The sequence below is a fragment of the Kribbella sp. NPDC043289 genome (genome assembly GCF_056436705.1).
In genome coordinates this window covers 332,216-358,157 of record NZ_JBWKCB010000004.1, presented here as the reverse complement: position 1 = coordinate 358,157, position 25,942 = coordinate 332,216, and the positions used below count along the sequence as shown (strand labels likewise).

Below are 25,942 nucleotides of genomic sequence, written 5' to 3'. Positions count from 1 at the left end.
CCCCGGTGCGGTCGCCTCAGCTACTGGTCAGGTTCCTGATCTTCGTCGGCTTGACCACCGCGGTGATCGGGAGCCTCGGCGCTCCCTTGATCACCGCGGTCTCCGAGGCGTACGGCGTTTCGCTCGCCGCCTCGCAATGGACGCTCACGCTCGCGCTCCTCGCGGGTTCGGTCGCAACGCCGGTGCTGGGCCGGCTCGGATCAGGCCCGCACCGGCGGACCGTCGTGCTCGTGATGCTGGGCGTGGAAGTCGTCGGCAGTCTGCTGACGGTGCTCCCGTCGCCGTTCGCCGTACTGCTGGTCGGCCGGGCGCTGCAAGGCACTGGGATCGGCCTCATCGTCTTGTTGATGGGCGTCGCCCGCGACCATCTCGACGAGCAGCGCGCCGCGCGGACGATCGCGTTGCTGTCCGTCGCCTCGACCGCCGGCATCGGCATCGGCTACCCGCTGTCAGGCCTGCTCACCGACCTCGCCGGCGTCCGCGCCGCGTACGGACTCGGGCTCACCATCACCGCGGCGGCATTCCTCGCCGCCGTCTTCGTGCTCCCGACCGCGCCGGACCGGCCATCGACCCGCCTCGACGTCCGGGGCGCGATCCTGCTCGCGATCGCCCTTCCCGCCCTACTCCTGGTCATCGGCGAGACGAGCCTCTGGCGCGACCACACCGCGCTGGCGATCACGATCCTCGCGGCCGCGCTCCTGATCCTCATCGGGTGGACCTTCCTCGAAGCTCGCACCGACCAACCGCTGGTCGACGTACGGCTGCTCACGCATCCAGCCGTCGGTGCGGCCAACCTCGTGATGCTCACCGGCGGCGTTGGCATGTATCTGCTGTTCAGCCTGATCACCCGCTATGTGCAGACCCCCGAGGCCGCCGGATATGGCTTCGGTCTGAACACCTTCGAGGCTGGGCTCGTTCTGGTCCCGTTCTCGGTGCTCGGCTTTGTCGCCGGCCGACTGGTCCCCGCCTGGCGGACGCGGCTCGGTGCCCGGTTGTTGCTCGGGGCAAGTACGTCGGTGGTGCTCGCCTCGTTCCTACTCTTCGCGCTCGCCCGCTCACCCCTGCTCCTGCCGATCATCGCGATCGGCATCCTCGGCTTCGGCGTCGGCGCGTTCTCCGCCGCGATGCCCGCGGTGATCCTCGCGGTGACGCCCGCCGCGGAGACCGCCAGCGCGATGAGCGTGAACGCGGTCGTCCGCAGCGTCGGCTTCTCCACCGGAAGCGCCCTCGGCGGCCTGATCCTCGCCGCCCACACGACCGGCGTCTACCCGAGCGAGTCCGGGTACGCCGTCGCGGCCTGGATCGGCGTGGTGGCGACAGCGGTGACCCTGGTGATCATCGCCATACTGCCGCTCAAGTCCCGATAAACCGGTGGAACCGCCTGAGCGCTCGGGAGAGGATGCCGCCATGCGGTTGCTGACGGTCAATGTGGTGGAGAAGCTGATTCCGGGTCCGAAGGAGACGGGACTCACCGCCATCGACAAGCGTCCGCAGTCCGGCCGCGTCCAGGTCGGCGAGCTCGGTCTCGCCGGTGACCGCGTCTGCGACACCAAGAACCACGGTGGTCCCGACCAGGCTCTTTACGCGTACGCCGACGAGGACGCGCGCTGGTGGTCCGGCGAGCTCGGCCGCGACATCCCGACCGGTTTGTTCGGCGAGAACCTCCGGACCGAGGGACTCGACGTGAACGGGGCTTTGCTCGGCGAGGTCTGGCGGATCGGTGACGAGGTCGAGGTGATGGTCCGCGCACCGCGCATCCCGTGCATCACCTTCCAGCACCGCATGCAGGAACCGCGCTGGGTCAAACGCTTCCACCAGGCGGGTCGATCCGGCGCCTACCTGAAGGTGCTGCACGCGGGCACGATCGGCGCCGGCGACCCGATCGAGATCGTCAGCCGCCCCGACCACGAGGTGACGGTCGCGGAGATGTTCGGCGCGCAGGACCCGATCAAGATGCGCGGGATGCTCGACTCGAACGTCGACCTGATGGAGGAGCTCCGCGAGATCGCGCAGCGCGTCGTGACCCGCGGATGAGCGCGCCGGCATCGACCGGCCGGGGGATCCTGCCGGCCCCGGGACCGTTGCGCCCACTCGCCCTCGCCACCCTGCTGAGCCGAGTCGGCAACGGCCTGCTGATGACGGTCAGCGTCCTCTATTTCAACCGCATCATCGGCCTGTCGATCGCGCAGGTCGGGCTCGGCCTGACCGTCGCCGGACTGTTCGGGCTGCTGTCCGCCGTACCGCTCGGCCACCTGGCGGACCGGCGCGGGCCGCGCGGCCTGTTCGTCGTGCTGAGCCTGATGGTGTGTGCGATGTCGCTCGTCTACCTGGTGGTGCAGAACTTCTGGCAGTTCCTGGTCGTGAGCATCGTGCTGACGATGATCGACCGCGGCGCGGGGGCCGTCCGGGCCGCGTTGATCGCCGCCGTCACGACCGGTGCGGGCCGCGTCGCGGCGCGGGCGTACCTGCGGGCGGTCACCAACATCGGCATCACGGTCGGCGCAGCCATCGGTGCGTTCGCGCTGCATTTCGACACCGGTACGGCGTACCGCGTGATGTTCGTGCTGGACGCCGTACTGAGCAGCATCGCGGCGTTCGTCGTACTGGCGATCCCGCGGGTGGCGCCGCAGCCGCACGACGACGAGGGGCCGGTGTGGGTCGCGCTGCGCGATCGCGGGTACCTCGCGGTGGCCGCGCTCAATGCGGGCATGAGCATTCACTACGCCGTACTCGACGTGGCGATCCCGCTCTGGGTGGTCGACCACACCGACGCCCCGCGCTGGACGGTCGCGCTGCTGCTGATCATCAACACCGTGGTGGTCTCGCTGTTCCAGGTCCGCTCGTCCCGCGGCATCGCCGATCCGACCGCCGCGGCCCGAGCCACGCGTACGGCGGGTTTGCTGCTGCTGGCCGCGATGGTCCTGATGGCCGGCGCGACGTGGGGCAACGCCGCGATCGCGATCGGGCTGCTCGCGGTGGGTGCACTCGTCCAGGTGATCGGCGAGCTGCTGCAGTCGTCCGGCTCGTTCCTGTTGAGCTTCGACCTGGCGGCTGATCACGCGCAGGGTCAGTACCAGGGCGTGTGGAACACGAGTATGTCGATCAGCACGATGCTCGCCCCGACCGTTCTCGCACTGCTGCCGCTGGGACTCGGCGTACCCGGCTGGATCATCCTGGGCGTCTGGTTCGCGGTGATCGGCGTGCTGTTCGTGCCGGTGGTGCGCTGGGCGGCGGCGCGGTCAGCCGACCGGCTCGCGGTACCCCAGAGCAGCTGAGATCTTGCGGGCCGCCTCGATCGCGGCCGGGGCCATCAGCGCGACCTGCGCGATCGACTGCTCGAGCGACAACGTGGAGATGCTGACCGCGGCGACCGCGGCGCCGGTGTGGTCGTGGATGACCGCTGCGACACAGCGGATCCCGGGCTCGTTCTCCTCGTCGTCGAGCGCGTACCCGCGGGCGCGGACCTGCGCGAGATCGGTCTTGAGCGCGGCGGCCGTCGTGTGCGTGAGCGGCGTACGGGCGGGCAGGCCGGTGCGGGTGATGTGGACGTCGAGGGCGTCTTCGTCCTCCTCCGCGAGCAACGCCTTGCCGATGCCGGTGCAGTGCAACCAGATCGCCTTGCCGACGCGCGACGGCATCCGGTACGGCTTCGGGCCGTCGAGTCGCGCGACGTAGATCGCCTCGTCACCGTTCAGCAGGCCGACGTGCACCGTGCAACGCGTCTGTGCGACCAGGTCGGCGAGTACGGGGCGCGCGACCGTGGCGAGGTCGACGTTGGTGAGCGCGTGCCCCGCCAACCGCAGCGCCTTCGGACCCGGGTGGTACGACCCGTCCTCGGACTGCGTGACGAACTCGTGCTCGACCAGCGACGCCATGATCCGGTGCACCGTCGACTTGGCCAGGCCGGTCGCGTTCACCACGTCGGTGAACCGCGAATGCTCCAGTACGGCGTCCAACACCATCAACGTCTTGTCGATGGCCGAGGGCGAACTCATGTCGGACATCCTGCCACTCCTTATCTCGCCAGCCAGCCACCGTCGACGGCCAGCACATGCCCGTTCACGTAGTCCGCCGCGGACGACGCCAGGAACACCGCCGCGCCGACCACATCCTCCGACCGCCCCCACCGACCGGCTGGGATCCGCTCCCGGATCGCCGCCTCGCGGTCCGGGTCCGCGCGCAGCTCGGTGGTGTTGTCGGTGCTGATGTATCCGGGCGCGATCGCGTTCACCTGCACCCCGGCCGGTCCCCACTCGTTGGCCAGCGCCCGGGTCAGTCCCGCCACCGCATGCTTGCTGGCAGTGTAGGCGGGGACCCTGATCCCGCCCTGGAAGCTGAGCAGCGACGCGATTGTGACGATCTTCCCGGTACCGCGCTCCGCCATCGCGGCGCCGATCGGGCGGGTCACCGCCCACGTCGAGTTGAGGTTCACGTCGATCACGTGCTGCCAGTCCGCGGTCGTGGTCTCGGCCGCCGGCGCGCGCCGGATCGTGCCGGCGTTGTTGACCAGGATGTCGATCCTGCGGGACTTCACCAGCTCGGTGGCCGCCGTCTCGACCGCGGCCGGGTCGGCGAAGTCGGCGATGACCACTGTCGCGTCACCGCCGCCGTTCTGCTTGATCGCTTCGAGAGTGTCCTCGAGCGCCGCGTCCCGGGCCATCACGATCAGCTCGGCGCCGGCCGCGGCGTACCCGGCCGCGATCGCCGCGCCGATGCCGCGCCGGGCCCCGGTGACGAGCGCCGTACGTCCTTCGAGGCTGAAGGACGTCACCGCAGATCCTGTACGTCGACACCGTCCATGTCGCCGAACGCCTGGTTCTCGCCAGCCATCGCCCAGACGAAGCTGTACGACGACGTACCGCAGCCGGAGTGGATCGACCAGCTGGGGGAGATGATCGCCTGCCGGTCCGCGACGATCAGGTGCCGGGTCTCGTCCGGTTCGCCCAGCAGGTGCACGATGCGCTCGGTCTCCGGGAGGCCGAAGTACAGGTAGCACTCGGTGCGGCGGTCGTGGGTGTGCGCGGGCATGGTGTTCCAGGTGCTGCCGGCGTGCAACGTGGTGACACCGAGCACGACCTGGCAGCTCTGGACGCCGTCGGCGTGGATGAACTGGTCGATGGTCCGCCGGTTCGCGGTCTGCTGGTCACCGAGCTCGAGCCGGTTGCCCTCACCCGGGTTGATCTGCGCGGTCGGGTACGTCGTGTGCGCGGGCGCGGAGAACAGGTAGAACGCCGACTCCGAACCCTCGAAGATCACCTCGCGGACGCCGCGTCCGACGTACAGGCAGGCGCCGGTGGTGAGCTCGTACTTCGTGCCGTCGGCGGTGATCGTGCCGGGTCCACCGACGTTGACGATGCCGGCTTCGCGGCGCTCGAGGAAGTACTCGCTGCGCAGTTCGGGGTAGGTGTCCAGCGTCAGCGGCCCGTTCGCCGGGCGGGCGCCGGCGAGCACGATCCGGTCGTGGTGGGTGAGCACCGCGGTAACGGCGTCCGGGACGAAGAGGTCGTCCACCAGGTAGTGGCGGCGCAGCGCGGCGGTGTCGAGGCCGGGCAGCTGCTCGGGATGGGTGGCATGCCTGATCTGCAGAGTCACGGAACTAGGTTCTACTCAGCAGAACACCCTGTCAACGCTGGAACACATCCCGCGAATGTTCCAAGTTCCGTGTCTTGACACCTGGTTCTGTTCAATGGAACCTCTCAAGCACTCACCCCACGCCCCTGGGAGGACCGCTATGACCGCTCTGGACTGGACAGTCCTGGTCGGCTATTTCGTACTGATGGTGCTGATCGGAGTCTGGTCGCGCACCAAGATCAAGACCGTCGTGGACTACTTCACGACCGGCGGCCGGATCCCTTGGTGGTTGTCCGGCATCTCGCACCACATGTCGGGCTACAGCGCCGTCATGTTCGTCGCCTTCGCCGCTGTTGCCTACAGCTACGGCATCACCGTCTACGTCTGGTGGGCGATGACGATCGGCGTCGGTGTCGGCATCGGCGCCTTCCTCTTCGCGGCCCGATGGAACCGGCTGCGCGCCAAACACGGTGTCGTCTCACCGCTGGAGTACCTCGCGCGGCGGTACAACCTGCCGACGCAGCAGGCCCTCGCGTACTCGGGTGCCGCGTTGAAGGTCGTCGACATCGCGTCGAAGTGGGTCGCGATCGCCGTACTGCTGAACGGATTCACCGGGGTCCCGATCCGGTGGGGGATCCTGCTCACCGGTGTGGTGACGATGTTGTACGCGACTCTCGGTGGACTGTGGGCCGACGTACTGACCGACTTCGGGCAGTTCGTGATCCAGTTCGGGGCCGGCGTTGCGATGTTCATCGGGGTGCTCGGCCATCTGGACGGCGTACCGACGTTGTGGAAGATGTGGGACGAGCTGCCGGCCGGGCACGGTCACGCGCTGAACGGGCCGTACACGCCGATCTTCCTGATCGCGTTCCTGTTCATCAAGACGTTCGAGTACAACGGCGGGATGTGGAACCTGGCGCAGCGCTACATGGCCGCGCCGTCCGGCTCCGAGGCGAAACGGTCCGCGTTGCTGTCGTCGGCCCTCTGGCTGGTCTGGCCGCTGATCCTGTTCATCCCGATGTGCGCGGCCCCGCTGCTCGTGCACCCGGGCAAGCCCGAGCAGTCGTACGTCGAGTTGTCACAACTGCTGCTGCCGAGCGGACTGATCGGCCTGGTGCTGGCCGGGTTCTTCTCGCACACGATGGCGATGGTGGCCTCCGACGCGAACGCGATCTCGTCGGTGATCACCCGGGACCTGGCGCCGGTGCTGGTGCCGCGCGTCCGCCGGATGACCGACGCCGCGACGCTGAAGATGGCGCGGATCGTCACGTTCACGTTCGTCACCGGGAGCATGCTGATCGCGATCGCGACCAACGGCGAGGGCGTCGTCCTGAAGATCGTCGTCGACCTGGTGGCTGCGACGATGGGGCCGATCGCGATCCCGCTGATGCTCGGCCTGCTGCCGTGGTTCCGGCGAAGCGGATCGCGCGCCGCGCTGGCGTCCTGGGCGATCGGGCTGATCGCGTGGGTGATCGTCAAGTACGGCGTCGGATCCACCGACCAGACCCTGGTCGTCGCGTTGCCGCTGGCAACTTCGCTAGTGGTGTACGTCGGACTCGGGCTGCTCGCGCCCGAGCAGCGCACCGAGGTCGACGAGCTGGTCGATTCGCTGAACACCGACCCCGGCGATGTCAGCACGCGGAAGGCCCCGGCCCTCGGCTAGCGCAGATGAAACACTGTCCCACGTCACGGAACCGACAATCACAGGAGAACCGCCTCATGCCGAACATCACCGTCGAACTCCTCTCCGGCCGGACCCTCGACCAGCGCCGCGAGTTCGTCGCCGCCGTCACCGACTCCGCGATCGCCATCCTCGGCGCCAAGCGCGAGGCGGTCCGGATCGTGTTCACCGAGATCGAGAAGACCGACGTCGCCAACGGCGGCACCCTGGTCGCCGACGCCTGACCGACCGTCCGACAGCCCGCTTCACCCCGGGAACTGCCGGAACCGGATCTCCAGCACTCATCAACCCCGCCCGGCGGCTGCCTGGTGGGTGGTGCTGAGCGTGCGACCGCTCGGTGGACGCCGATTGGTGAGTGCTGGCGGTCCGCTCCCTGAAACCCCGGGGCGCCGGGCGGGCCGACCAACTACCCTCGGGCGCATGCGAGTAGGTGTTTTCGGTGCCACGGGTCAGGTCGGCGGGGTCATGCGGGAGTTGCTCGTCGAGCGCTCCTTCCCGGTCGACGAGGTGCGGTTCTTCGCCTCGGCGCGCTCGGCGGGGACGACGCTGCCGTTCGGGGACCGGGAGATCACCGTCGAGGACTCCGCGACGGCCGACTTCGCCGGGCTCGAGCTGGCGCTGTTCTCCAACGGGAAGACGGCGTCCAAGGAGCTCGCCCCGAAGGTCGCCGCGGCCGGTGCGATCGTCGTCGACAACTCGTCCGGCTGGCGGATGGACCCCGACGTACCGCTCGTCGTCTCCGAGGTGAACCCCGAGGACCTCGACACGCTCCCGAAGGGCATCGTCGCCAACCCGAACTGCACCACGATGGCCGCGATGCCGGTGCTGGCCCCGTTGCACCGGGCGGCCACGCTGACCCGGCTCGTGGTCTCGACGTACCAGGCCGTGTCCGGTTCCGGCGGGGTCGGCGTGAGCGAGCTCGAGGACCAGGCGCGGGAGCTCGCGGCAGTGGGCGGCAAGCTCGCCCGGGGCACCGACGGCGTCACGCTCCCCGAGCCCAAGGTGTACGCCGGGCCGATCGCCTTCAACGTGCTCGCACTGGCCGGCTCGATCGTTGCCGACGGCACCGGTGAGACCGACGAGGAACAGAAGCTCCGGAACGAGAGCCGCAAGATCCTGCACCTCCCGGACCTCCCGGTGGCCGGCACCTGTGTCCGCGTCCCGGTCTTCACCGGCCACTCGCTGAGCATCCACGCCGAGTTCGCCGACGAGATCACCCCGGAACAGGCCACCGAGATCCTCGGCTCCGCGCCGGGTGTCGCCGTCACCGACCTCCCGACCCCGCTGCTCGCGGCCGGCCAGGACCCGTCGTACGTCGGCCGCATCCGCCAGGACCAGTCGGTCCCGGGCAACCGCGGCCTGGTGCTGTTCGTGTCGAACGACAACCTCCGCAAGGGCGCGGCCCTGAACGCGGTCCAGATCGCCGAGCTGCTCGCCAAGCGCTGACCCGCAGGCCCGGCGTGCCGCTAGTGTCCTGTGAGGGAGGTGGCCGGGCTGGAGTTTCGGGTGCTGGGCGCTGTGGAGGTGCGGTCCGCCGACGGTGACGTCGTACCGCTGCCGTCGCATCGGGCAGTCGTGCTGCTGGCCGCGCTGGTCCTGCGGGTCAAGCGGACCGTGTGGATCGACGAACTGGTCGACCTGATCTGGGCTGCCGACGATCTGCCGAGCAACTCGCGGGCGGCGCTGCAGATCTACGTCTCCCGCCTGCGGACCGCCTTAGGCGACAGCGAGCGCACGGTGATCCGGACCGACTCCGGTGGCTATTCGCTGCACGTCGATCCGGCGCAGGTCGATCTCGAGGTGTTCCGGTCGCTCGTCCGGAGCGCGACCGAGCTCGACGACGCGGCCGCCCGGATCGAACCGCTGACCCGAGCGCTGGCCCTCTGGCGCAGCCAACCGCTCGCGGGCCTCGACACCAACACCCTCACTCGCGAGATGCTCCCGCGTCTCGACGAGGAACACCTCCAAGCCCAGGAGCTGTACTTCGACGCGCGCCTGGCCGTCGGCGAGTCCAGCGAGCTCGTCCCGGAACTCACCGAGCTCACCGAACGCCATCCGATCAGAGAACGCTTCTGGGTGCAGCTCATCCGCGCCCACCGAGCCTCCGGTCGCCCCGCGCTCGCGCTGTCGACGTACGGCGTCGTCGCCGACCGGCTGCGCGATCTCCTGGGTGCCGACCCCGGTCCTGAGCTCCAGCGCCTGCACGCCGAACTCCTCGCCGCGGCCGACACCGAGGCAGGCGTCGTACCCAGGCAACTGCCGGCGGCCATCCGTGCCTTCACCGGCCGAACTGAACACCTGCGCCGGCTCGACGAGCTGCTGCCGACCGCGAGCCTGGCTCTCGTGATCGGCCCAGCCGGTGTCGGAAAGACCTCCCTCGCGATCCACTGGGCCCGACGCGTCGCGGACCGCTTCCCCGACGGCATCCTGTACGCCGACCTGCTCGGCTTCTCGCCCGCGGCCGAGTCGGCCGACCCGCACGCCGTCCTGCCGCGGTTCCTCGGCGCACTCGGCACCCCGGCCGAACGCTTGCCGTCCACCGTCGACGAACAGGTCGCGTTGTACCGCAGCCTGCTCGCCGACCGGTCCGTGCTGGTGGTCCTCGACAACGCCCGCACGGTCGAGCAGGTCCGGCCGCTCGCGACCACCGGGACCCGGTGCTGCACGGTTGTCACCAGTCGCAACGAGCTCGCCGGCCTGGTCGCTACCGAGCAGGCCGAACCGGTCCGGGTCGACGTCCTCGATCCACCGCAGTCGAAACAGTTGCTGGTGGCAAGAGTTGGCGCGGAACGCTGCGACGCGGACCCGGCGAGTGTCGAGGCCCTCGTCGAACGCTGCGCCGGACTGCCGCTGGCGCTGTCCCTGCTCGCGGCGCAGATTGCTCTCCGGCCGCGGCGTTCGCTGCAGTCCTTCGTCACGGCACTCGGCGACGGTCCGCTCGACGCGCTCGCCACCAGCGACGGTGTCGACGTGCGGACGATCTTCTCCTGGTCCTACCGGCAACTGCGGCCGGAGCTCGCGCGGATGTTCCGCCTGCTCACACAGCACCCCGGCGCGGAGATCACGCTCGGAGCGGCGGCCGCGTTGGCCGGCGTACCGCTGCGAGAGGCTCGCCGGATGGTCGCCGTACTCGTGGCGAATCATCAGCTGATCGAGATCGCGCCGGACCGTTGGGTACTGCACGATCTGCTGCGTGCGTACGGGCAGGAGTTGTGTGCGGACGAGGAGACAGGAGCGGCATTCGAGCGCCTGCTCGGGTACTTGGTGCACACCGGTCATGCGGCGGCGCTGTTGCTCGCGCCCGGGCGGGTGCCGGTGGAGTTGCCGGATCGTCCGGACAGGGTCGAGCTCGCCGTACCGACGACGCGGGACGAGGCGTTCGCCTGGTTCGACGCGGAGCAGGCGAACAGTCTCGCCGTACTGCGGGCTGCCGCCGGGCGGGCCGACGTACTGCTGTGGCTGTCTGTGTGGACGATCGCGGACTATCTCGACTTCCGGGGGCGGTCCGGGTACATGCAGTCGCAGCGGCTCGCGCTCGAGGCGGCGGTGCGGATCGGTGACCCGTCCAAACAGGCACAGACGCGCCGCGACCTCGCGCGCGGGCACATGGCGTTGCGCGAGTGGGACGAGGCGATCCGGCAGCATGAGCTCGCGCTCGGGATCGCGGAGGAGATCGGCGACGAGGCGGCGATCGCGCACGGTTCGCTCAGCCTGGCCCGCGTACTGACCCGGATCGGTGATGATCGGCAGGCGATCGAGAAGACCTCGCGAGCGCTGCGGATCTACGAGCGCACCGGTCACGGGTCGGCGCGGGCGAACGCGCTCAACAACCTCGGCTGGTACCACGCGAAGCTCGGCGAGCACCAGGCCGGCCTGGACTATGCGCAGCAGGCGTTGAAGTTGTACTCGGAGCAGGACTCCGACTTCGGGCGCGGCGTCGTCAGCGACACCGTCGGCTATGCGCTCGCCGGACTGGGGCGTCTCGATGAGGCGATCGCCAGCTATGCGGCGGCCGCCGACATCATGCGCGGTCTCGGCCGGCGCAATGACACGGCGGACTGCCTGATGTCACTGGCCGAAATGCAGGACCGGGCCGGACACACCGAAGCGGCGCGGGGCAGCTGGTCCGCGGCGCTCGAGATCCTGGACGAACTCGACCATCCTGACGCCGAGGTGGCCCGTCGTGCCCTGGACGGACAGTGAGACAAGGGCCACCGGCCGTGCGCGCATGTTGCGGAAACGTAATGGAGAAGGTGCAGGTGGGCAAGCGAGTGCCATGGTCATGAGTAGGGCGTTGCGATTACCCTCCAGTCACTTGACCCCCATTGGAGGCCAGTTATGAAGTCTGTCGCCGATTCCGGCCAGCTCGCGCTCCTCAGCAACCGCAAGGACACCATGGCCCAGATGTTTTTGGACCGGGTGGCGGCGACGCCTGCGCGGGAGGCGTTCCGGTTCCCGCGCGGGGAGCAGTGGAGGTCGGTGACCTGGCGGGAGACCGAGGAACTGACCCGGCGGCGCGCCGCGGGACTGATCGCGCTCGGGGTCGAACCCGAGCAGCGGGTCGCGATCGCGGCCGGCACCCGGATCGAGTGGATCGAGTGCTACCTGGCCGTCGTTCTCGCGGCCGCCGCGACGACCACGATCTACCCGTCGTCGATCTCGCCCGACGTGGCGTTCATCGTCGCGGATGCCGACGTACAGGTCGTGTTCGCCGAGGACGCCGCGCAGGTGGACAAGCTCCGCGCGCACCGCTCCGAGACGCCGTCACTGCGCAAGGTCGTCCTGATCGACGGGGTGCCGGAGGAGAGCGACGGCGACTGGGTGATCGGCCTCGGCGACCTCGACATCCTCGGGGACGAGTGGCTGGCCGATCACGCATCCGCGGTCGACGAGCGGTTGGCCGCGATCAAGCCGGACGATCTCTGCACGCTGATCTACACCTCCGGTACGACGGGTCGCCCGAAGGGCGTGCGACTTCCGCACTCGGTGTGGACGTACGAGGGCGCGGCGGTCGAAGGCATGCGGGTGCTGTCACCGGATGACCTGCAGTTCCTGTGGTTGCCGTTGTCGCACGTGTTCGGGCAGGTGCTGCTCGCTGTCCAGTTCCAGATCGGGTTCGCGACCGCGGTCGACGGGCGGATCGACAAGATCGTCGACAACGCGGCGGTCGTCCAGCCGACCTTCATGGCGGCCGCGCCGCGGATCTTCGAGAAGGCACACGCGCGGATCCAGACCATGATCAAGTCCGAAGGCGGCGTGAAGGCGAAGCTGTTCGACTGGGCGTTCGGCGTGGGCGCGAAGGTGTCCGCGGTACGGCAGCAGGGTCGGGAGCCGAGTGGGTTGCTGGGGGCGCAGTACGCGGCGGCCGACCGGCTGGTGCTGTCGAAGATCCGGGCCCGGTTCGGCGGACGGATCCGGTTCTTCGTGTCCGGGTCGGCGGCGCTGGACAAGTCGCTCGCGGAGTGGTTCCACGCGGCCGGGCTGCTGATCCTCGAGGGGTACGGGCTGTCCGAGACCGCGGCGGGGTCGACGTTGAACCGCCCCACGGGGTACCGACTCGGCAGTGTCGGGCCGGCCTTCCCCGGGACGCAGATCAAGATCGCCGAGGACGGCGAGATCCTGATCCATGGCGACGGCGTCATGAGCGGGTACCACAACCAGCCGGAGCAGACCGCCGAGGTACTCGACGCCGACGGGTGGTTCCACACCGGCGACATCGGGCACTTCGAGGACGAGTTCCTCTTCATCACCGACCGGAAGAAGGACCTGTTCAAGACCTCCGGCGGGAAGTACGTCGCGCCGCAGGTGATCGAGGGCCGCTTCAAGACGATCTGCCCGTACGCGAGCCAGTTCATCGTGCACGGCAACCTGCGCAACTTCGTCTCCGCCCTCGTCACGCTGGACCCCGACGCGATCGAGGGCTGGGCCGCGGCCAACGATCTGGCCGGCCGGACCTACGCCGAGATCGTCACCTCCGACGCGGCTCACACGATGGTCCAGGGGTACGTCGACGAACTCAACGCCGGCCTGAACCGCTGGGAGACGATCAAGAAGTTCACCATCCTCGACCGCGACCTCACGATCGAGTCCGGCGAGATGACCCCGAGCCTCAAACTCAAACGCAAGTACGTCGAGACGCAGTACGCCGACGTACTGGACAAGATGTACGACTAGGCGGACCTACAACACTCACCAACCGCAGCTCACCGCCCCAAGCCTCGCGCGCGCCCGCCGCGCAACGCACCTGAACATTAAGTTGGTGAGTGCCGCCGGTCGGCGGCTACCGGCCCAGGAAAGCGTGGATTGCGGCGACGTACTCCGTCGGCTGCTCCTCGTCGATGGAGTGGGCGGCGCGGGGGAAGATCTCGAGTTCGGCGCGGGGGAGGCGGGCGGCCAGGTCGCGCGGGATGTCGAAGCCGATGTGGCGGTCCCAGAGGCCGGCGAGGATCAGGGTCGGGATGTCCACGGCGGCGAGATCGTCGGCGAGATCGGGACGTTCCTTGCCGACCAAAGCCATCGCCACCTCGAGGTTCGACTCCGGCGCGTCGTCGATGGCCGGTGGGATGTTCGCGGGGTCGTAATAGAAGAACTGGGCCGCGTTCTCGCTCTGCGCGATCGCGCCGATGGCGGCGATCGTGCGCTCCATGGGGTCCGTGAGCTCCTCCAGTTGACCACGCAGGGCGGCGCGTTCAGTGGTTGTCAGGAACGGGTCGACGGCGCCCGGGCGCATGGTCCACAGGCCGGGGTGGAGCGGATCGGCGATCGGCGGGGCGTGCAGGATCAGCCGGTCGACATGGTTGCGATGAGCAACGGCGTACTCCGCGGCCAGCAGGCAACCGAACGACCTGCCCCACGGGACGATCCGCTCCAGACCCAGCGCCGTACGCAGCTCCTCGAGATCGGCGACGAGCTGCGGCATCGTGTAGGTGCCGGAGTCCGTGGGCCGCGCGGACCGGCCGCAGCCTCGCTGGTCGTAGAACACCACCGGCGCGCCCTTTGCCATCGCGTCGCCCACGGACTGCTCGACCGAGTACGAGCTCTCGCCAGGCCCGCCGTGCAACAACACCAACGGCACCCCACCGTTCCCGGCCCCGGCCACCCGCACCCAGTGATCGACCCCGCCCACGGAAACCGTCCGCACTCCGTCAGTCAGCATGCGTGCGAGGATACGCGCCGCGTCTCGGGCTCATTCGCGGCGCCGAGCGGGACGGCTGCCGGCCAGCGTCTGGGTGCCTTTGCCGGACGGGTGCGGGATCAGACCGGAGTAGATCCGCGGCGCGCCGTCCAGCGTGAGCGTCACGGTGCCGTCGGCAACCGGCAACTCGCGGACCTGCCCCACCGCATCCAGCTCTTGTACGGCGGCGCCGGCCGCGACCGTGATCGCGGTCTTCGTCGGCCACGGATCGACCCAGACCTCGGGAGCCGGGAAGTGCCAGTCGGTGCGCGGACCGTCGGTGTTCAGCAGGTACCCGTCAGCCCTGTTCCACAGCACGACCTTCGGTCCGGCCGGTGTGTCGAACCACAAACCGAAGGTGAGTGGATCGGCGAACGTCAACCGGCCCCGGAACGTGGCCTGGTCGAACGCCCGCGCGGCCGTCGCGTACGCCAGCAGCGAGGGCTTCGGGCTGAGGTCCCGGTTCATCAGCCCGTAGTGGTACTCGACGTTGTCCGGATCGGCGACCTGCGGCATCCCGAGCACGCTGTCGTGGAACTGGTACCAGCAAACACATTTCACGCCCTCCGCCTTCGCCAGTGCCAGCGTGAGTACGACGTTCTCGGCCGCGTGCCGATAGGTGTCGTGCCACCAGCTGTTCGGCTTGGTCGGCGCGTAGGCCTCGGTCAGCCAGATCTCCTTCTCGCCGTGCACGGCCATCAGTGCCTTGAGCTGCCGCAGGCCACCGGCGAAGTTCCAGTAGGTGCCGTCCCCGTCGGTGGTCCAGTCGTCGCCCGGCGGCACGTAGTCGGGGGTGAAGTTGCCGCGCCCCGGGTGGTAGGCGAAGGCGTCGATCAGGTCCCAGCCGCCGGCCGCGATGAAGTTCTCGACCCACGGCTTGTCCATGCCGGCCAGTCCGTTGTTCATCAGTTTGACGGCGTCGCCGGTGGCGGCCCGGCGGTCGAACACCCGTCGCAACGCCTTGTCGAGGTAGGCCTGCGCGGCGGTGCCCGTGTTGAACGGCCGGTTCAGTTCGTTGCCCACCTCGAAGTACCCGGCCCCGGCGGCCGCCGCCACCGCGAGCTTGTCCGCGGCCCAAGCGTTCGCCTCCGCTGCAGTCGCGTCGAGCGACGGCTGCAGTTCGACGTTGTGGCGCATCCCGCGGGCGTCGAAGTCTGCGGGCGGTAGCCCTGGACCACCGTCGTACGCGATCCGGACCAGGTTGATGCCGGCCCGCTCCCACAGATCCAGTACGGCGCCCGCGCTCGGGCGTTGCAGCCAGGGATAGTTCGCGATGCCGAACATGCTGTTGGCGCCGGCCTGATAGGTGTACGCCGGGAGCACCGCGAGATTGGTGCGCGCGAAAGCCTCGTCGGCACCGGATCGAACGGTCACCTCGGCCAGCGCGATCCCACTCGCCGGAGCCGTCAGGTTGAAGGTGTACTGCCAAGTGCCGGCCGCCGCGACACTGCCGGTCACGGTCGAAGCGGCGAGCTGTACGCCGTCGAAGCTCCGCATCACCATCTCGAGCTGGACCGTCTTCGCCGCGCCGCCGTTCGCCACCAGCGCGGTCAGCCGCATCGTCTCGCCGGCCGACTCGTACAGATTGAAATCCCGGTCCGTGGTGAGTTCGAGGCCGAGCTCCTGCCCCCGGCCGATCGTGGCAGTGGCCGACGGACGGGTGTCCGAGAAGTAGAAGTCGGCCTCGCTGACCCAGCCACCGCTCGGATCCGGTACGCCGGGCGCGTGCACCCAGGTCGCATTCGTCCAGGCCTGGCGCGACCTCTCCAAAAGGAACAGACCGTGCAGGCCGCCCCACGTGGAGGTGTGCGCGATGCCGACGGTGTCCTCGTACGGAATGCCACCGCCCGCGTCACGCACCCACTCGGTGACCGGGATGTAGTCGTCGGGCGCGGTCGGCGCCTGGATCGCGCGGCTGAACAGGAACCCGTCCGGAACGAGCGTGCCGGCTCCGCTGGTCCGCCACTCCAGTCGCGCGTGGTTGGTGCTGACGCTGAACCAGCCGGTGACGGTCGTCGCGCCGGCCGCGGCGTCGAACGTGTAGTCCATCCGGATCGCCGGCGTCCCGTCCGCGAGTACGCTCAATGCCGGCGTACCGCCGGTCGACAGGTGGATCCCGGTGACGCTGTCCTTGACCTGGAACTTCGAACCGGCCGATCGCGTGACACCACCAGCATCACGGATCGCGAGCCGGCCACCGGGGCTGGCCAGCAGGCTGATGCCACCGGCGGTCAGAGTCACGTCACCGGCCGCCGCGAACGCACTAGTCGGGGTCGCCTCGGCGACGAGTACGACGCCCGCGGCCAGCGCCGCGCCGAGGAAACCGCGCCTGCCGAGCCTGGGACCGTCGTGCTGGGGGAGTGTCATCGGCAATGCTCCTCGTCCGAGTTGATAATGCCTATCTTCACTTCGGTGAGCGGAACGCTGTCAGAACCATCTCCTTGCGTCAAGAGCTCATTGCCACAGGCGGGTCGGCTGTACTAAGGTCTCCGGCAATCGCTGAAGATAGGCATTATCACCACGGAGGAACGATGGCATCGAAACCTCGCCGGGTCACCCAGCGCGAGATCGCCGAGCTCGCCGGCGTCAGCCAAACCACCGTGTCGGTGGTGCTGAACGACCGCGACGGCACGAACGTGCGGATCCCCGACGCGACCCGGGCGCGGGTCAAGCAGGCCATCGAGAAGCTGACGTACGTCGCTGATCCCGCCGCGCGCCGGCTGGCCGGACTCGACAACGAGATCATCGGCGTCTTCACGTACGAGGCAGCGCTGTCGCCCGAGAGCATGGACTTCTACGGCCCGTTGCTGAACGGGATCGAGCGCGCCGCCGAGCGGATCGGCTGGGACCTGCTCTTCTTCACCTCCTCACCGGTGGAGAGCGGCACTCGGAGCCTGTTCCACCGCAAGACCCGGCTCCGGCTCACCGACGGCTGCGTCCTGCTCGGACAGCAGATGGTCGCGTCTGAGCTGGAGCGTCTGGTCGCCGAGCAGTTCCCGTTCGTCGCGATCGGGCGCCGTGACGAGACGGCCGCCGCGGTGCCGTATGTCGCCATCGACTACGTCACTCCGACCACCGCCCTCATCGATCAGGCCGCCGCCGCGGGACATCAGCAGGCGCTCTACGTGCACCGCGGCCGGGACACTCCGACGGCCCGCGACCGGCGCGGCGCCGTCGAGGCCGCCTCTGCCGACGGGCGTTTGGCCTTCCTCTTGGTCGGCGAGGAGCGGATTGCCGATCTGCCGCGGCTGGCCCGCGCGACCGGCGCCACGCTGATCGTCGCGGAGGATGCGTTCCTCACCGAGGACGTCGTCCACGCGCTGACGGCCGCCGGGGTCGTCGTACCGGAGGAGATCTCGGTGGCCGCGCTCGGCGAGGTGCGTGGCCATCGCATCGACGGGCGCCGGCTGGCCGGCTTCCACGTGCCTCGGGAGCAGTTGGCGGCGGAGGCCCTCGACCTCCTGCAGTTGCTGATCACGACCGATCCACAGGAGTGGTCCGGTTTGGAAACGCAGCGGTTCCTGGTCGCTGACGTCGAGCCGGGCGACACGATCGTCACGCGGACGGAGGAAGCGTGATGGCGGGCCGGGCCGTGATCAGGACCGACGTGGCGATCATCGGGGGCGGTCTCGGGTCTGTCGCCGCCGCGCTCGCGTTGCTGCAGCGCGGCCGGCGCGTGGTCCTGACCGAGGAGTACGCCTGGCTCGGTGGGCAGCTGACCTCGCAGGCAGTGCCGCCCGACGAACACATCTGGGTCGAGCAGTTCGGCGTCACCGCCCGGTACCGCGCGCTGCGGGACCGGATTCGCGGCTACTACCGCGACCATTACCCGCTGACCGTCGCGGCTCGCGCCGACCGCGAGCTCAATCCGGGGCGTGGCCGGGTCAGCCGGCTGTGCCACGAGCCGCGGGTGGCCGACGCGGTCATCACCGCGCTGCTGGCGCCGTACCGGTCGACCGGGCGGCTGACCGTTCTGCAGCCACGGGTGCCGATCGCGGCCGACGTACGGGACGGCGTCGTGCGCAGCGTGACGGTGGCGGATCCGCGGACCGGCGAGGAGACCGAGATCGCCGCCGAGTTCGTCCTGGACGGGACCGAAACCGGCGACCTGCTTCCGCTCACGGGGACGGCGTACGTCGTCGGAGCGGAGGCGGCCGCCGACACCGGCGAGCCGAGCGCGGCCGCGGTCGCGGATCCGGGCAACGTGCAGTCGATCGCGTGGTGTTTCGTCTTCGACCACGTCGCCGGCGACCACACCATCCCGCGGCCGGACGACTACGAGTACTGGCGCTCGTTCGAACTGCCGTTCTGGGGTGCGCCCATGTTGTCCTTCACCGCTCCGAACCCGCGGACGCTCGTGCCCGAAGAGCGGACCATGAACGTCAACCCGGTCGGCGATGTCACGGGGGATCCGCGCTTCGACGCGGGGGATCGCGACTTGTGGCAGTTCCGGCGGATCGCTGCCCGGCAGAACTTCGCCGACGGCTTCTACGACAGCGACATCGTGCTGGCGAACTGGCCGCAGCTCGACTACGTCAGCGGCTCGATCATCGACACCGACGACCGCGAGCTGCACCTGCGGGCCGCGAAGGCGCAGTCCCGTGCATACGTGCACTGGCTGCAGACCGAGGCGCCACGTCCGGACGGCGGTCGCGGCTGGCCCGGTCTGCGGCTGCGAGGCGACCTGGTCGGTACGGCCGACGGGTTCGCGCAAGCGCCGTACATCCGAGAGTCGCGCCGGATCAAGGCCCTCACGACGGTGCGCGAGCAGGACGTGTCGATCAAGGCCCGGGGGTACGACGGTCCGGCCCGGTTCGACGGATCGGTCGGAGTCGGGATGTACCGGATCGACCTGCATCCGTCGACCGGCGGCGACAACTACATCGACGTCGAGTGCGCGCCGTTCGAGATCCCGCTCGGCGCGCTCGTCCCGGTGGCCACCCAGAACCTGGTGCCGGCCGCCAAGAACATTGGTACCACCCACATCACCAACGGCGCCTACCGGCTGCATCCGGTCGAGTGGAACATCGGCGAATCGGCCGGAGAACTCGTGGCGTTCTGCCTCGAGCGTGGCCTGAGCCCGCAGCAGATCGCGACCGACGACGCCCTGGTCGAGCGATTCCAGAGCCGGCTGACCGAGGCCGGGGTCGAGCTCCACTGGCCCGAGATCGCCGGCTACTAGCCCCGAGGCGCTGTCGCGCCGCGAGTACGAAGGACCATCTGATGATCACAGCAAGGAAGGCGCTCGGCGCCCTGGCGCTGATGACTGCGCTGGCTGTCACGGCCGCTTGCGGTGCGTCCGACGCCGGTTCGTCGGCGGGTAGCACGGACGTGAAGCTGCGAATGACGGTCTGGACCTCGAACGAGGATCAACTCAAACTCTTCGACGCCATCGGTGCCGCGTACCGTGCGGAGCACCCGGAGGTCTCCTCGATCACGTTCGAGAGTCTCCCGTTCGCGGACTACAACACCACGCTCACCACACAGATCGCCGGCGGCAACGCGCCCGACCTGGCCTGGATGGGTGACCTGTCCAAGGACCTGATCGCTGCCGACGCTCTGGTCGGTCTGACCGACAAACTGAAGGCGACCGACGGCTGGAAGTACGACGACCTGGAGGACAGCGCGACCAAGGAGTTCAGCCGCGACGGCACGCTGTACGCGTACCCGTTCTCGAACTCGCCGTTCGCCCTCTACGTGAACACCGACCTGCTCGCCAAAGCCGGCCAGAAGATCGACCCGAAGATGCTGACCTGGGACCAGGTCGCCGCTGCGGGCGCCGCCGTACACGCCAAGAGCGGTAAGGCCGGCCTCGTGATCCGCGACTTCGACTACAACGCCTGGAACATGCTGGCCACGGTCTGGACCGGCTTCGGCGCGGCGGCCTGGAGCCCCGACGGCAAGACCTGCACGTTCGGCAGCCCACAGATGCAGCAGGCCTTCACGTTCCTGCACGACGCCGCGTTCAAATCCAAGGCGATGCCTGGTCCCGGCACGAAGGCGGACTTCTTCGCCGGCGACGCGGCCTTCACCGTCGCCCAGGTCTCGCGGGCGTCGCTGCTCACCGGATCGTTCAAGTTCGGCCTCTATCCACTGCCCGCCGGGCCGGCCGGCCGGTACGCCGTACTCGGCCAGGCCGGGGTCGGCGTGCTTGCCGCGAGCAAGCATCCTGAGCAGGCCACGGACTTCCTCGCCTACCTCACGAATCCGGCGAACGCGGAGAAGCTGGCCCAGTTCTTCCCGCCGCCCCGCAAGTCGCTGCTGACAGGCACCAAGCTGGCGGCGAACAACAAGGTGCTGTCCGCGGCGCAACTGCAGGCAGTCGTGGTCGACCAGCTGCCGAACGCGGTCACGCTCCCCAACCACACCAAGCCGGCCGAGATCGCCCAGAAGGGCAAGACGGCGCTGGACGCCCTGTGGAAGCCGGACGCTGATATTCCTGCCGTGCTGAACTCGGTCTGCGCCGCGATCCAACCGATCCTGGGGAAGTGATGGCGTACTGGACGACGCGCCGTCGGGACGTCCTGACCGGGTACGTCTTCATCGCGCCGCAGCTGCTCGGTGTGGCGGTGTTCGTGCTGGTGCCGGTCGCGATGGCGATCTGGTACAGCCTGAACAAGTGGAACGTCTTCACCGGTCGGCAGACGTTCGCCGGCGGCGACAACTGGGCCGCGCTGGCGTCGGACCCGCAGCTGCCTTCGGTGCTGCTGGCAACGGTTCTGTTCTCCGGCGGTGTCGTCGTCCTGAACATCGGTCTCGGGCTGCTGATCGCGGTCCTGCTCAACCGGAGGTTCCGCGGTGCGACCTTCTTCCGCACCTTGTTCTTCTCGCCGGTCGTGGTCTCGGTGGTGGCCTGGACGCTGGTCTGGGGATTCCTGCTCCAGGACAACGGCGGGATCAACGGACTGCTCGGCGCGATCGGGCTCGACGGGCCGAACTGGCTGCAGCACGGTGACACCGCGATGGTGTCGGTGATCGTCAGCCAGGTGGTCCGCAGCGTCGGAGTGAACATGGTGCTGTTCCTGGCGGCCCTCCAAGGCGTGCCGTCCGAGCTGTACGAGGCCGCGCGCATCGATGGTGCGCGCGGCCGGGCGATCTTCGCCCGGATCACGCTGCCGATGATCTCGCCGACGCTGCTGCTGACCGCGATCATCACGGTGGTCGGGGCGCTGCAGTCGTTCGCGCAGATCGCCGTACTGACCGGTGGTGGGCCGGAGCTGAGCACCACAGTGCTCGTGTACTACGTCTTCCAGCAAGCCTTCGAGTTCAACAACATCGGGTACGGGTCGACGCTCGCGCTGATGCTGCTGAGCTTCGTGATGGTGCTGACCCTGCTGCAATGGCAGCTGCGCAAGAGATGGGTGTTCCATGAGCAGTAGACCATCGGTGCTCCGGCGGGCGCTCCTGGTGACAGCACTCGCCGTGCTCGCGGTTCCGTTCGTGGTGCCCACCGTCTGGATGGTGGCCGCGTCGGTGAAGCCGTTGCCGGAGATCTTCAAGTCGCCACCGTCGTTGTGGACCGATCACCCGACGCTGGCGGCGTACGGCGAGGCGTTCAGCTTCCAGCCGTTCGCGCGGCAGTACGTGAACAGCCTGTACATCGCCGTACTGGTCACGCTGATCACGTTGCTGGTGTCGAGCCTCGCCGGCTACGCCTTCGCGCGGATCAAGTTCCCGGGTGCGAACGCGCTGTTCCTGGTGGTGCTGACCGGATTACTGGTGCCGAGTGAGGTGACGATCGTGCCGCTGTTCCAGCTCTTCAAGCAGGCCGGGATGATCAACACCCACTGGCCACTGATCCTGGTGACCGCACTGGCCGCGCCGTGCGTGCTCGCGACGTTCATCATGCGGCAGTTCTTCATCGCGCTGCCTGCGGAGCTGGAAGAAGCCGGGCGCCTGGACGGACTCGGCCGACCGGGACTGTGGTGGCGGATCTGCCTGCCGCTGGCCCGGCCGGCGCTGTCCGCGGTCGCGATCCTGACCTTCCTCGCCTCGTGGAACCTCTACCTGGAGCCCACCGTGTACCTGACCTCACCGGAGCTCTTCACCCTGCCGCAAGCCTTGACCCGCTTCACCGACGCGTACGGCGGCGAGATGTGGAACACTCAACTCGCCGCCGCCACGATGACCGTGCTCCCGGTCCTGATCGTGTTCGTCGTCGCTCAACGGCACTTCGTCGAAGGCCTGGCGCACTCGGGGCTCAAATGACCGGGACGCTGGTCTTCGAGCACGATCGCGTGCACATGCGCGTCGATCACGGGGTCTTCGAGCTGTTCGAGCGTTCCACCGTGATCAGGTCCTACCGGACGCCGCTGAGCTGGGTGCGTGTCCGGGCTCAGCTACGCAAACGCGGCGTCATCATGCTGCACTTCTCGTACGTCGTGGACCTCGACGAGCCGATCTACGCGCACCTGATGAGCAGCGTGAGCTCGTTGGCCACCGTCGAGATCCCGGTGACCGACGAGCCGCTGTTCCGCGCGTTCTTCGCCGAGCTGGCCGAACTGTCGAACCGCTCGATCGGCTAGCTCATTGCCGCGCGGCCTTCAGGTGGTCGGTGGCGATGGCTTCGAGGTGGGTGAGGTCGGAGGCCACGGTGGCGAAGGTGTAGCCCTGGGTGAGACGGAGGTTGGCGGTTTTGCCGTCCGGGGTGTGGATGCCGGCGGCGACCCCTGCCTCGGCGGCGGCCTTGGCGATGACTTCCAGGGCGTTGTCGAAGTCGTCCGCGACGTCGGGGTCGTTGGGGTAGCGTCCGCCGACCGCGAGGCACAGGTCGGACGGGCCGACGTAGATCCCGTCGAGGCCGGGGGTCGCGCAAATCTCGGCGACGTTGGCCAGGCCCTGCGGTGTCTCGATCATCGCGAGGACGACGGTTGCCGCGTCGGCCTCCGCCGGAACCGGACCGAAGCGCAGGCCGGACCGCATCGGACCGTAGGACCGGATGCCGGCGCCCGGATACCTGGCGGCAGCGACGGCGCGGGCCGCGTCCTCGGCAGTGTCGACCAACGGAACGATGACACCGGCCGCGCCGGCATCCAGCGCCCGGCCGATCGGGGTCGCGTCGTTGGCTTCCACTCGGACCAGGCCGACTGCGCCCGCGCCGGCCGCTCCGGTGCTCAGCGTGGCGCCCGCGTCGACTGCCATCAGGCCGGAGAGCAGGCCCTGGTACCCGAGCAGGCCGTGCTGACCGTCGAGCGCCACGTAGTCGTACCCGATCCGTGCGATCCGTTCGGTCGCGACCGGCGCGTCCAGCACGACCCAGTACCCGATCAGCTGCTCGCGGGCCCGCAGCCGTTCGGCGAAGTTGTTGGCGGTCATAGCTTCTCCTTCATCGGTTGTACGACGGCATCGGGCCGCGCAGCCGGAGTCCGACGGCGTCGCAGACCTCGAGCGTGGCGGGGGACAGGGGACCGGCGCGCAGGGCGGCGATGTTGCTGCGGAGGTGTTCGGTCCGCGAGCCGCCGATCAGCACCGAGTTGACTCCCGGTCGATGGGCGACCCAACGCATCGACAGCTCGGCGAGCGTGATTCCTTCGGCTTCGGCGAGCTTGCCGAGTTCGTCGACGGCTTCGAAGAGGTCCGCGTTCCAGTACCGGTCGGCGTACATCGAGGCGAGCCGGGAGTCGCCGAAGCGGCCGTGCTCGGGCCGCTGCTCGAACCGGTGCCGACCGGTCAGCAGTCCACCGCCCAGCGGGTTGTAGACAACTGTCTGCAGACCGCCGACGAGCGCGGACTCGACGTACTCCTCCTCGATCCGCCGGGCCAGCAGGTTGTACAGCTGCTGCGCGACGACCGGGTCGGGGACGCCGGCCGCGGCGGCGAGCCGGCGCAGTTCGACGATCTGCCAGGCGGCGAAGTTCGACACGCCCCAGGCCGCGATCTTGCCCTCGGCAAGCAGTTCGCCGATCACGCCGACGGTCTCCGCCAACGGCGTCGACCGGTCCGGCTGGTGCAGGTAGAACAGATCGACGGAGGACGTCTGCAACCGTCGCAGGCTCGCCTCGACACACCGCCGTACGCCGTCCTTCGACAGCGGTGCCGCATCGCCGGCGTCGGGATGCGGGATGCCGGCCTTGGTCGCGAGCACGACCTGGTCGCGCCGCGTCCGCAGCAGCTCACCGAGCATCGACTCGCTGGCGCCACCGGCGTACCCGTTGGCGGTGTCGATCGCGGTGACGCCGAGCTCGAGCGCGATGTCGAGCATCTCGGCCGCGACCCGCTCGTCCACGGTGTCGCCGAACGTCATCGTGCCCAGCACGATCGGCGGCAGCGTCATGCGAACTTCCCGCGCGGCACGCGGACGTACTTGATCGCGTCCCGGTAGTAGGAGTACGAGATGTGCGCGTCACCGGCGGTGTCGACCACGACCGTCGGGTACGACATCTCGGCGCCGGGGCGCTTGCGCGGCAGGTCCTTCTCCGGGCCGATGGTGTCTTCGTTCTCGAGGTCCAGCACCTTCGTCCAGGTCAGGCCGTCGTCGCGCGAGCTGAACAGGCTCAGCGGAAGTCGCGGCTGTCCCCAGACCGCGTGCTTCTCCAGCGGCACTGCCTCGCCCGGCGCGGTGACCTTGTGCTTGTCGCCGACCACCGGACCGTCGCCGAGCGGCGCTTCGGCCGGCGCGGAGATCGGGTTCGCGACCATCAGCAGCACGCCGCCGCCCGCGTTCGTGACCTGGATCGACGAGTTGTTGTTCGGTACGTCGAGCGCCGCAGGCACTGTCCAGGTCTTGCCCTCGTCCGTGGACGTCGACCGATACACCGCGTCGGCCCACCGGCTCCGGAAGAACCCGGCCAGCTCACCGTTGTCCAGAGCAACGATGCACATGTGGACGGCGCCGGTGCTGTCCGGCACCTCGACCTCGGACCAGGACGCGCCACCGTTCTCGGTGATCGCCACCGCGCTCGTGTCCGCGTCACCCCGCCACTGCCGCCCGGGCAGTTGGTGGCAGTGGAAGATCGGCAGCAGCCAGTGCTTGTCACCGAGCTGCACGACGCCCTGCCGGATGAACGTCCCCACGGTCCCGAACAGGGTCTCCGGCTCGCTCCAGGTGGCGCCGAGATCGGTGGACCGCTGCTGCAGGACGACCGCGGTGTCCTGCGCGCCGTACTCCTGCGCGGTGTAGAGCGCCCAGAGGTCGCCGTTCGGCAGGGTGGCGAGCACCGGATTCTGCTCGGAACGCGCATCGTCGCGCGAAACGCGCACCGGCGGCGTCCAGGTGTCCGCACCGGCCGGCAGCCGGGAGAAGTAGATGTAGATGTCCGGCCGGCCCTCGGTGGAGCCGCCGAACCAGGCACAGCCCAGCGATCCATCGGGCAGCCAGGCCAGGAACGAGGCGTGATTCTCGGCGCAGGGCGTCGGAATCAGGGCTTCGGACAGGTCGGGATCGGCGGCGTTCGGCCGGACGGCACCGTCGGCCCGGACACTCGGAGTGCTCACGTCTGCTCCTCGAATCGGCGGAAAAGTCGCGCTCTTCGCGCAACTCTAGCAGCGTCTTTCGCGCAAGTCTTTGCTAAGGTGGG

22 protein-coding genes are annotated in these 25,942 nt (G+C 69.0%); 14 read left to right on the top strand and 8 right to left on the bottom strand.

Annotated features, from left to right (window positions below):
- Positions 1-5: 5 nt before the first annotated feature.
- The 3 genes from AC0662_RS26015 to AC0662_RS26005 are packed head-to-tail and all read left to right on the top strand — an operon-like array spanning position 6 to position 3,275.
- Entirely contained in the window at positions 6-1,367 is a 1,362-nt protein-coding gene (locus AC0662_RS26015; RefSeq protein ID WP_478303828.1) for an MFS transporter, read from the top strand.
- Between the two features lie 40 nt (positions 1,368-1,407).
- Positions 1,408-2,034, top strand: coding sequence for an MOSC domain-containing protein (locus tag AC0662_RS26010; protein ID WP_452194500.1), 627 nt, complete (start codon positions 1,408-1,410; stop codon positions 2,032-2,034).
- Positions 2,031-3,275, top strand: a complete 1,245-nt coding sequence (locus AC0662_RS26005) for an MFS transporter (RefSeq protein WP_478303826.1) — start codon at positions 2,031-2,033, stop codon at positions 3,273-3,275. Before AC0662_RS26010 ends, AC0662_RS26005 begins: the two co-directional genes overlap by 4 nt.
- Here AC0662_RS26005 and AC0662_RS26000 read toward each other — a convergent pair.
- The 3 genes from AC0662_RS26000 to kduI are packed head-to-tail and all read right to left on the bottom strand — an operon-like array spanning position 3,240 to position 5,592.
- A complete protein-coding gene (locus AC0662_RS26000; protein ID WP_452194497.1) occupies positions 3,240-3,995 on the bottom strand; it encodes an IclR family transcriptional regulator in 756 nt (251 codons plus the stop codon). The genes AC0662_RS26005 and AC0662_RS26000 overlap by 36 nt on opposite strands.
- Positions 3,996-4,015: 20 nt before the next feature.
- Entirely contained in the window at positions 4,016-4,771 is a 756-nt protein-coding gene (locus AC0662_RS25995) for an SDR family oxidoreductase (RefSeq protein WP_478303824.1), read from the bottom strand.
- A complete protein-coding gene (kduI, locus tag AC0662_RS25990; RefSeq protein WP_452194493.1) occupies positions 4,768-5,592 on the bottom strand; it encodes a 5-dehydro-4-deoxy-D-glucuronate isomerase in 825 nt (274 codons plus the stop codon). Before kduI ends, AC0662_RS25995 begins: the two co-directional genes overlap by 4 nt.
- A gap of 139 nt (positions 5,593-5,731) precedes the next feature.
- Here kduI and AC0662_RS25985 point away from each other — a divergent pair, with 139 nt between their 5' ends.
- The 5 genes from AC0662_RS25985 (at position 5,732) to AC0662_RS25965 (ending at position 13,426) form a co-directional block, all read left to right on the top strand.
- Positions 5,732-7,234: a sodium:solute symporter family protein gene (locus AC0662_RS25985; RefSeq protein ID WP_452194491.1), complete on the top strand. Its 1,503-nt coding sequence runs from the start codon at positions 5,732-5,734 to the stop codon at positions 7,232-7,234.
- A 56-nt stretch (positions 7,235-7,290) separates the two neighbouring features.
- A complete protein-coding gene (locus AC0662_RS25980) occupies positions 7,291-7,476 on the top strand; it encodes a tautomerase family protein (RefSeq protein WP_134118888.1) in 186 nt (61 codons plus the stop codon).
- Positions 7,477-7,672: 196 nt separating this feature from the next.
- Complete coding sequence (locus AC0662_RS25975; RefSeq protein ID WP_452194489.1) at positions 7,673-8,698, top strand: aspartate-semialdehyde dehydrogenase; 1,026 nt, start codon at positions 7,673-7,675, stop codon at positions 8,696-8,698.
- Positions 8,699-8,758: 60 nt separating this feature from the next.
- Positions 8,759-11,455, top strand: a complete 2,697-nt coding sequence (locus AC0662_RS25970; RefSeq protein WP_452194487.1) for an AfsR/SARP family transcriptional regulator — start codon at positions 8,759-8,761, stop codon at positions 11,453-11,455.
- A gap of 135 nt (positions 11,456-11,590) precedes the next feature.
- Positions 11,591-13,426 (top strand): AMP-dependent synthetase/ligase, encoded by a 1,836-nt coding sequence (locus AC0662_RS25965; RefSeq protein ID WP_478303819.1) that lies wholly within the window; start codon positions 11,591-11,593, stop codon positions 13,424-13,426.
- A gap of 106 nt (positions 13,427-13,532) precedes the next feature.
- Here AC0662_RS25965 and AC0662_RS25960 read toward each other — a convergent pair whose 3' ends face one another.
- Positions 13,533-14,408 carry an alpha/beta fold hydrolase gene (locus AC0662_RS25960; protein ID WP_478303817.1) on the bottom strand — a complete coding sequence of 292 codons (876 nt, stop codon included), beginning with the start codon at positions 14,406-14,408 and terminating at the stop codon, positions 13,533-13,535.
- A gap of 30 nt (positions 14,409-14,438) precedes the next feature.
- Positions 14,439-16,793: a hypothetical protein gene (locus tag AC0662_RS25955; RefSeq protein WP_478303815.1), complete on the bottom strand. Its 2,355-nt coding sequence runs from the start codon at positions 16,791-16,793 to the stop codon at positions 14,439-14,441.
- A gap of 164 nt (positions 16,794-16,957) precedes the next feature.
- Between AC0662_RS25955 and AC0662_RS25950 the strand changes: the two genes are divergently transcribed.
- Genes AC0662_RS25950 through AC0662_RS25925 form a run of 6 tightly spaced genes read left to right on the top strand, consistent with a single transcriptional unit; the run spans position 16,958 to position 22,951 of the window.
- Positions 16,958-18,004: a LacI family DNA-binding transcriptional regulator gene (locus tag AC0662_RS25950; protein WP_478303813.1), complete on the top strand. Its 1,047-nt coding sequence runs from the start codon at positions 16,958-16,960 to the stop codon at positions 18,002-18,004.
- Positions 18,004-19,608 carry an FAD-dependent oxidoreductase gene (locus AC0662_RS25945; protein ID WP_452194479.1) on the top strand — a complete coding sequence of 535 codons (1,605 nt, stop codon included), beginning with the start codon at positions 18,004-18,006 and terminating at the stop codon, positions 19,606-19,608. Before AC0662_RS25950 ends, AC0662_RS25945 begins: the two co-directional genes overlap by 1 nt.
- A 41-nt stretch (positions 19,609-19,649) precedes the next feature.
- Entirely contained in the window at positions 19,650-20,918 is a 1,269-nt protein-coding gene (locus tag AC0662_RS25940; protein WP_478303811.1) for an ABC transporter substrate-binding protein, read from the top strand.
- Positions 20,918-21,805, top strand: coding sequence for a carbohydrate ABC transporter permease (locus AC0662_RS25935; protein WP_452194698.1), 888 nt, complete (start codon positions 20,918-20,920; stop codon positions 21,803-21,805). The genes AC0662_RS25940 and AC0662_RS25935 overlap by 1 nt, the downstream gene beginning before the upstream one ends.
- Positions 21,795-22,634 carry a carbohydrate ABC transporter permease gene (locus tag AC0662_RS25930; protein ID WP_452194476.1) on the top strand — a complete coding sequence of 280 codons (840 nt, stop codon included), beginning with the start codon at positions 21,795-21,797 and terminating at the stop codon, positions 22,632-22,634. Before AC0662_RS25935 ends, AC0662_RS25930 begins: the two co-directional genes overlap by 11 nt.
- A complete protein-coding gene (locus tag AC0662_RS25925) occupies positions 22,631-22,951 on the top strand; it encodes a hypothetical protein (RefSeq protein WP_478303809.1) in 321 nt (106 codons plus the stop codon). Before AC0662_RS25930 ends, AC0662_RS25925 begins: the two co-directional genes overlap by 4 nt.
- A gap of 1 nt (position 22,952) precedes the next feature.
- Here AC0662_RS25925 and AC0662_RS25920 read toward each other — a convergent pair whose 3' ends face one another.
- The 3 genes from AC0662_RS25920 to AC0662_RS25910 are packed head-to-tail and all read right to left on the bottom strand — an operon-like array spanning position 22,953 to position 25,859.
- Entirely contained in the window at positions 22,953-23,741 is a 789-nt protein-coding gene (locus AC0662_RS25920; RefSeq protein WP_478303807.1) for an HpcH/HpaI aldolase family protein, read from the bottom strand.
- A 10-nt stretch (positions 23,742-23,751) separates the two neighbouring features.
- Positions 23,752-24,699 carry an aldo/keto reductase gene (locus AC0662_RS25915; protein ID WP_452194470.1) on the bottom strand — a complete coding sequence of 316 codons (948 nt, stop codon included), beginning with the start codon at positions 24,697-24,699 and terminating at the stop codon, positions 23,752-23,754.
- Positions 24,696-25,859, bottom strand: coding sequence for a sialidase family protein (locus AC0662_RS25910; protein ID WP_452194468.1), 1,164 nt, complete (start codon positions 25,857-25,859; stop codon positions 24,696-24,698). The genes AC0662_RS25915 and AC0662_RS25910 overlap by 4 nt, the downstream gene beginning before the upstream one ends.
- Positions 25,860-25,942 lie beyond the last annotated feature (83 nt).